The sequence below is a fragment of the Arthrobacter sp. SO3 genome, from assembly GCF_020532825.1.
Classification (GTDB): Bacteria; Actinomycetota; Actinomycetes; order Actinomycetales; family Micrococcaceae; genus Arthrobacter.
This window is the reverse complement of the sequence record NZ_MQTS01000169.1, coordinates 1-6,794: the sequence shown is the minus strand read 5'-3', so window position 1 is coordinate 6,794 and position 6,794 is coordinate 1. Positions and strand designations below refer to the sequence as shown.

The 6,794-nt window shown below is 66.7% G+C and carries 6 protein-coding genes, 1 tRNA gene and 1 pseudogene; 3 read left to right on the top strand and 5 right to left on the bottom strand.

Features of this window, described 5'->3' with window-relative positions:
• Positions 1 to 238, top strand: a pseudogene (locus BJQ90_RS15950) (globin); the annotation flags it as partial.
• 40 nt (positions 239 to 278) lie between these two features.
• Here the strand turns inward: BJQ90_RS15950 and BJQ90_RS15945 are convergent.
• Positions 279 to 986, bottom strand: a complete 708-nt coding sequence (locus tag BJQ90_RS15945) for a Pr6Pr family membrane protein (RefSeq protein ID WP_226761209.1) — start codon at positions 984 to 986, stop codon at positions 279 to 281.
• A gap of 51 nt (positions 987 to 1,037) precedes the next feature.
• Positions 1,038 to 1,697 carry a hypothetical protein gene (locus BJQ90_RS15940; protein ID WP_226761208.1) on the bottom strand — a complete coding sequence of 220 codons (660 nt, stop codon included), beginning with the start codon at positions 1,695 to 1,697 and terminating at the stop codon, positions 1,038 to 1,040.
• A gap of 63 nt (positions 1,698 to 1,760) precedes the next feature.
• On the opposite strand from BJQ90_RS15940, the gene BJQ90_RS15935 reads away from it, so the two are divergent.
• Positions 1,761 to 2,741 (top strand): acyl-CoA thioesterase, encoded by a 981-nt coding sequence (locus BJQ90_RS15935; RefSeq protein ID WP_226761207.1) that lies wholly within the window; start codon positions 1,761 to 1,763, stop codon positions 2,739 to 2,741.
• Positions 2,742 to 2,935: 194 nt separating this feature from the next.
• On the opposite strand, the gene ettA is transcribed toward BJQ90_RS15935, so the two are convergent.
• Both ettA and BJQ90_RS15925 read right to left on the bottom strand, forming a co-directional pair.
• Positions 2,936 to 4,618 carry an energy-dependent translational throttle protein EttA gene (gene ettA, locus BJQ90_RS15930; protein WP_226761206.1) on the bottom strand — a complete coding sequence of 561 codons (1,683 nt, stop codon included), beginning with the start codon at positions 4,616 to 4,618 and terminating at the stop codon, positions 2,936 to 2,938.
• A gap of 129 nt (positions 4,619 to 4,747) precedes the next feature.
• Complete coding sequence (locus tag BJQ90_RS15925) at positions 4,748 to 5,308, bottom strand: single-stranded DNA-binding protein (protein ID WP_226761205.1); 561 nt, start codon at positions 5,306 to 5,308, stop codon at positions 4,748 to 4,750.
• Positions 5,309 to 5,554: 246 nt separating this feature from the next.
• On the opposite strand from BJQ90_RS15925, the gene BJQ90_RS15920 reads away from it, so the two are divergent.
• Positions 5,555 to 5,627: transfer RNA gene (locus tag BJQ90_RS15920), tRNA-Arg, on the top strand.
• 77 nt (positions 5,628 to 5,704) lie between these two features.
• Here BJQ90_RS15920 and BJQ90_RS15915 read toward each other — a convergent pair.
• Positions 5,705 to 6,721, bottom strand: a complete 1,017-nt coding sequence (locus tag BJQ90_RS15915; protein WP_226761204.1) for a magnesium and cobalt transport protein CorA — start codon at positions 6,719 to 6,721, stop codon at positions 5,705 to 5,707.
• Positions 6,722 to 6,794: the final 73 nt, after the last annotated feature.

Genomic DNA, 6,794 nt, shown 5'->3' with positions numbered 1-6,794 from the left:
GATGTTCCTTGAGCAGTATTGGGGCGGCCCGACGACATACGGCGAGGAGCGCGGGCACCCCCGCCTGCGGATGCGGCACCAGCCCTTCCGGGTGACGCCGGAGGCCAAGGACCGCTGGCTGCATCACATGCGCAGCGCGGTGGATTCGCTGGAGCTGCCGCCACTGTACGAGGGGACGCTGTGGGACTACATGGAGCGGGCCGCCCTCTCCATGGTGAACAGCCCGTCCGGAGCCTGAGGGGCTGCCCTCCGCCGTACTTTGCGGCGGGGGTCCGGGATCAGCGGCGCCCGTGCCGCACAGCGAGCGCGGAGCGCGCATTCCCGGCCACATGCAAGAGGACCGCGACGATGAGGAACGCGACGAGCACCTGCGCCGTCGTCGTCAGTGCGGCCGGCCACCCGCCGCCGAGCGTCGGATCGAGGAAGTCGTAGACGTACCAGCCGTCGATGGCTCCGCGCACCCACGAAAAGACGAGGAAGACCGCGGGGTAGGCGAGCCACACGATCGGTCGCCGCCATGTGCCGCGCACGGTCCTCGTGACGAGCAGCCAGTCGAGCGCGGCGAACAGCGGGGCCACGCGGTGGTGTACGAGCTGGGGCCAGTACATGTCCAGGCTCCACCACGGCTCCCCGGGCGGCGCCACGAGTATGACGTAAATGAGGCCCGTCATCACCAGATACAAAGCAAGCGCTCCGAACAGGCGGTCCCACCACTCAGGCAGCCGCGTCCGCGGCAGGGTTGCGGACGCGACGAGCACCAGTCCGAGGACGAGGTTCGACTGGACCGTGAATTCCGAGTAGAGCTGGGCGACGTCCACGTCATTGCCGGGGAGCGTCGCGTCGTACGTCTTCCGGACGAGGGCGAGGAGTACGAAAACGCCGACCGCGAAGCGGAGCGCGCGGATCCAGATGCGGTCCGGATGCAGCGCATCGTTGAAGCCAAGGTGTCGCTCAACCGGGGGATCCAGCACCGACAGGCCGCTCATGCGCTCAGTATGTCAGGCCCGTCAAGACCGGCGCGGGTCAGAACGAAGGTCCTAGAGGCCTGAACCGGTGCGGGCCAGCACGTGCCCGCGGGCTCCGCTGAGCCGGAACCAGCGGCCCGCCCGGAAAAGCTGTTGTTCGCCGTCCGCCAGGAAGCCAAGGGTAAGGGCCGCAAACGCGGCGCCCAGCGGGAGACCGGAGGCACCCGGCAGTTCCCTGCCCCAGACCGCGGCCCGGGCGTTGTTAACGATCAAAGCTCCGGGCTTGCCCGGGATGATGGCGGCGACCTCGGTGATGCCGGCTTCGGCGGACTGGCGCAGCGCGGAGTCGCGGAGCGTGCCCACGGCCGCCCAACCGGTGCGGGGCGCACCGACGCCTGCCCACGATTCGGTGACGGTCGCCGGCGGCAGCGGCAGCTCGACGTCGTTCTCCCCTGCACGTGCCAGCCGGTCCAGCACCGCCGAGATCGGAACGGTGACATCGGTGTCCGCCGGCCGCGCCAGGGCCATGGTCCGCAGCCCGAGGATCGTTGGAGTCGACTCCCCCAGCAGGCGCGGCCGCAGCACGCACACGTAGGCGGCGAGCACCGGGCCGGACGCCTGGAGGCGGATGGCGCCGTCGTCGATCGACCGGGCGCGGGTCGCGAAGGTGCGCAGATCGGCAAGGTCGCGCGGATCGGTGAACTGCAGGGGCTGGGTTAGGACGTCAGACACAATATCGACTCTACCGGCTGTGCCTCTTTGGGACCGCGCCGGAGGGACGTCTAGAGTCGAACCATGACTGAAGCCGAAGCCGGATTGCAGGGGCCGCCGACGCAGGACCCCACCTCCTCGCTCCTCCAATTGCTGAACCTCGGCGAGCTGGAAGGCGCCCGGACAGACGAGGACATCTTCATGGGCCCCTCCCAGCAGCAGCCCCGGCACCGGGTGTTCGGCGGCCAGGTGCTGGCGCAGTCGCTGGTCGCCGGGAGCCGGACGGTTCCCGAGGGGCGCGGCGTGCACTCGATGCACGGATATTTCCTGCGCCCGGGGGACGCCAACAAGCCGATCACCTTTGGCGTCCAGCGGCTCCGGGACGGCCGCTCGTTCTCGGCACGGCGCGTCCACGCGTACCAGGAGGGCATGCCCATCCTGTCCATGATCGCGTCATTCCAGGACGAGGACGAGGGAATCGAACACCAGTCGGAGATGCCGGCCGGCATCCCCGGGCCGGAGTCGCTGCCCAGCACGGCTGACCTGCTGGGCAAGTTCGACCACCCGGTGGCACGCCACTGGGCCTACGAGCGGCCCTTCGACATCCGGCACGTCGACCCGGCCCTGTACGTCTCGGCCAAGGGCACCAAGGAACCGCGCAACGCCGTCTGGATGAAGACTTTCGGGCCCATGCCGGACGATCCGGACCTGCACCGCGCCGCCCTGGCCTATGCAAGCGACTACACCCTGCTGGAATCCATCCTCCGCAAGCATGGGATGAGCTGGATTACCCCGGGCATGTCCGTGGCCAGCCTGGACCACGCCATGTGGTGGCACCGGCCGGTCCGGGTGGACGAGTGGTTGCTCTACGTCCAGGAGTCCCCCAGCGCCCAGGGCGCGCGCGGCCTCGCGACCGGCAAGATCTTCAGCCGCGCCGGCCGGCACGTGGCCACGGTGGCGCAGGAGGGCATGATCCGGGTTCCCACCGACCTCAAGAACAAGGTCAAGGGGGCCGTCCAGTCAAAGGTCCTGCAGCACCAGATGCGCAAGGCTGAACGCGGCTGACGCCGTACGTTCGGGCGGCCCCCGGGGTCCGGTTCCTGTTTTCCGGCGGCATGCGAAAGGCCGGCTCCCCGGGGCGGTTTCTAGGGGTCGTTGCAACTCCCAAAAATTCTGGGTGTTGCAACGACCGCTAGAACCCAAGGTGGGGAGCCGGCCTTTCCGCTTCCGCTCAGTGCCTCGCGGTCACAGCCGGTGGCTTAGTCGCGGGTGAGGCGGCGGTGGGTCACCCGGTGCGGCTTGGCTGCATCCGGGCCCAGGCGCTCGACCTTGTTCTCCTCGTAGGATTCGAAGTTGCCTTCGAACCAGTACCACTTGGAGGGGTTCTCCTCGTCGCCTTCGTAGGCGAGGATGTGGGTGGCGACCCGGTCAAGGAACCAACGGTCGTGCGAAACCACGACGGCGCAGCCCGGGAATTCGAGCAGGGCGTTTTCGAGGCTGCTGAGGGTTTCGACGTCGAGGTCGTTAGTCGGCTCATCGAGCAGCAGCAGGTTTCCGCCCTGCTTGAGGGTCAGGGCCAGGTTCAGGCGGTTGCGCTCACCACCGGAGAGCACCCCTGCCTTCTTCTGCTGGTCCGGGCCTTTGAAGCCAAAGGCGGCGACGTACGCCCGGGACGGCATCTCGACTTGGCCGACCTGGATGAAGTCGAGGCCGTCGGAGACAACCTCCCACAGGGTCTTGTTCGGGTCGATGCCGCCGCGGCTCTGGTCCGCGTAGGAGATCTTGACAGAGTCGCCGACCTTCAGTTCGCCGCCATCGAGGGGCTCGAGCCCGACGATGGTCTTGAACAGGGTGGTTTTGCCGACGCCGTTGGGGCCGATGACGCCAACGATGCCGTTGCGCGGCAGGGTGAAGGAGAGCCCGTCGATCAGGGTGCGGTCCTCGAAGCCCTTCTGCAGGTTCTTCGCCTCCAGGACGAGGCCACCCAGGCGCGGTCCCGGCGGGATCTGGATCTCTTCGAAGTCCAGCTTGCGGGTGCGGTCCGCCTCGGCGGCCATCTCCTCGTACCGGGCCAGACGGGCCTTGGACTTCGTCTGGCGACCCTTGGCGTTGGAACGGACCCACTCGAGTTCCTCGGTGAGCCGCTTGGCCTGTTTGGCGTCTTTCTTGCCCTGGACTTCCAGGCGGGCGCGTTTCTTCTCGAGGTACGTGGAGTAATTGCCCTCGTACGGGTACAGGTGGCCGCGGTCCACTTCGGCGATCCACTGGGCCACGTGGTCAAGGAAATACCGGTCGTGGGTGACAGCGAGCACTGCGCCGGGGTAGCTGGAGAGGTGCTGTTCCAGCCAAAGCACGCTCTCGGCGTCAAGGTGGTTGGTGGGCTCGTCCAGGAGCAGGAGGTCCGGCTTCTGGAGCAGGAGCTTGCAGAGGGCGACACGGCGACGCTCACCGCCGGAGAGCAGGGTGACGTCGGCGTCTGCCGGCGGGCAGCGGAGGGCGTCCATTGCCTGCTCGAGCTGGGAATCGAGATCCCAGGCATCAGCATCATCAATGGATTCCTGCAGCTGGCCCATTTCCTCGAGGAGGGCATCGTAGTCGGCGTCGGGGTTGGCCATCTCTTCGGAGATCTCGTTGAAGCGCTGGATCTTGCCGTAGATCTCGCCGACACCTTCCTGGACGTTGCCCAGGACGGTCTTTTCCTCGTTCAGCGGCGGTTCCTGCAGCAGGATGCCGACCGTGTAGCCGGGGCTGAGCCGGGCCTCGCCGTTTGAGGGCGTGTCCAGACCGGCCATGATCTTGAGAATGGTGGACTTACCTGCACCATTCGGGCCGACGACGCCAATCTTGGCCCCCGGGAAGAAGGACATGCTTACGTCATCGAGGATGAGTTTTTCGCCAACAGCCTTGCGGGCCTTGGTCATTGTGTAGATAAATTCCGCCATGCCTACAAATCTAGTGGTTCGGCCGGGATAACTCACATTCACGCCGTCCTCATCCACCACCTGCCCGCGGTCCGGGCCCAGCCCCACGTGGCGTGAGACCGGGGCTGGGCGGTGCAGATCCGTGGCCCTTCAGGCGGCCGCCCCTTTCAGCTCCCCCGTCGCCTCGTCGAGCTCCTCCACCTCGCCACTGATGTCATCGACGAAGACATTGTGGGCTGCGGGCTCGTCGCCGTCGATGTCGTCCGGCCCCTCGTGGGGCTCGTCGTCCTCCCGGTTTCCCTCCGGGGTGGCCCCTCCCGGGCCGTTTGAACCGGCAGCAGCCTGGGGCCCGTTTCCGGCCGTGCGGATGTAATTGGCCGAACCCCACATGAGGTCGTGGCCGACAGACTCGGCGTCGATTTCAGCCGAGTGATAGATCCGGCCGTCGTGTTCCCAGCTCCTCAACTTGAGCCGTCCGACGACGATGACCCGCTGGCCCTTCTTGATGCTGCAACCGATGTTTCCGGCCAATTGCCGGTACCCCTGGACCCTGAACCAGTTGGTGTTCCCGTCAATCCAGGCGTTCGTGGCGCGGTCGTAGCGCCGTTCGGTGGAACCCAGCCGGAAGTCCGCCGTCGCCACGCCTCCGGGCGTCGTCGAGCTCTTGGGCTCCGTGGCGACGAAGCCACGGACCGTGATGTTGTCACTCATGCTCATGTCCTGTCTCGAAATGTCGTGCCCTAGCAGGCTCTTTCAGCTTCGCGCCGGGGACGGCCATTCGCGAGGGGCCAGCTGCGCCATGTGGATAACCCCGGCCTGGGCCGCGGAGCGAAGCCAAGGTGCAGTCCGGGCATGCGGGTGTCAGAGCGGCCGGGTGTTCCTGACGGCGGACACCCGCAGGGCAATGTAAACTTTTTGAGGCGTCCCCCGGCAGCAGCCGGGCTGGCACGCCGACGTGCCCCAGTAGCTCAGGGGATAGAGCAGCGGCCTTCTAATCCGCCGGTCGGGGGTTCGATTCCCTCCTGGGGCACACAGAGCGGCTCCGGCCTGCGGAACTTGCCGCGGGCCGGAGCCTCGGCCTAAGGGCGCGCGCCCTGACATTGGCCGCTAGATCCACTTGTTGTGCTTGAAGGTCCAGTAGAGCACCAGGCCCATGGCCACCATCAGGCCCAGCGCCATCGGATAGCCGAAGGCCCAGTCGAGTTCCGGCATGCTGCGGAAATTCATGCCATAGATCGTGCCGATCAGCGTCGGCGCGAACAGGATGGCCGCCCACGAGGAGATCCGTTTGACCTGCTCGTTCTGGGCGTAGCTCGACTCCGTCAGCAAGCGCATTTCGTCATTCTGCCGTTGGGCCACCAGCGCCGTGTTGACCGCCAGCGCATTCTGCAGCAGGGCGCGGAAGGCAGTGATCCGCTCACTGAGCCGCAACACATGATCCAGGACGTCCCGGTAATGGTCCAGCAGCTCGGGATTGGGCCGATGGTCCGGCGCCTCGGCCATCAGTGACTGCAGGATCATGTTCAGGGGCGCCGTTGCCCGCTGGAACATGATGACCTGGCGGGAGAGTTCGTAAATCCGGCGCGACACACCCGGATCAGCGGCGAAGAGATCGTCCTCAATTTCATCGACGTCGTTTTCCAGGCCGGCGGCAACCGGCTCGTACTCATCCACGACCTGGTCCAGGATCGCGTAAAGCACGGCGTCCGGGCCCAGGGCCAGGAACGCGGGCTCGGATTCCATCCGGCGCCGGACCCGGGCCAGGTCCGGCGATTCGGCCCGGCGGACAGTGACCACGAAGTCGGCCCCGCGGAAGACATGGATCTCGCCGAACTCAACCTTCTCCTGCGCATCCAGGTACCGCGCCGGTCGGAGGACCAGGAAAAGCGTTTCGCCGTAATGTTCCAGCTTGGCCCGCTGATGGCCGGCCAAGGCGTCTTCGACGGCCAAATGGTTGAGATCGAATTCGTCGGCCACGGACTGCAGTTCTTCCGCATCCGGCCGGTAGAGCCCGATCCAGGCCATCCCCTGGCGCTGCCGCAGGATGAAATATGTCTCATCCAGGCTTTCCGGGTCCGCGGTCCGGTGACCGTCCACGTACACCGCGTTGTCGACAATGCTCACGGCCGCGCCTCCTCCAGGCATCCCTTGGCTGCGACGCTATACCGTCCTCCGCCCCGTGCCAACAGCCCGCCCC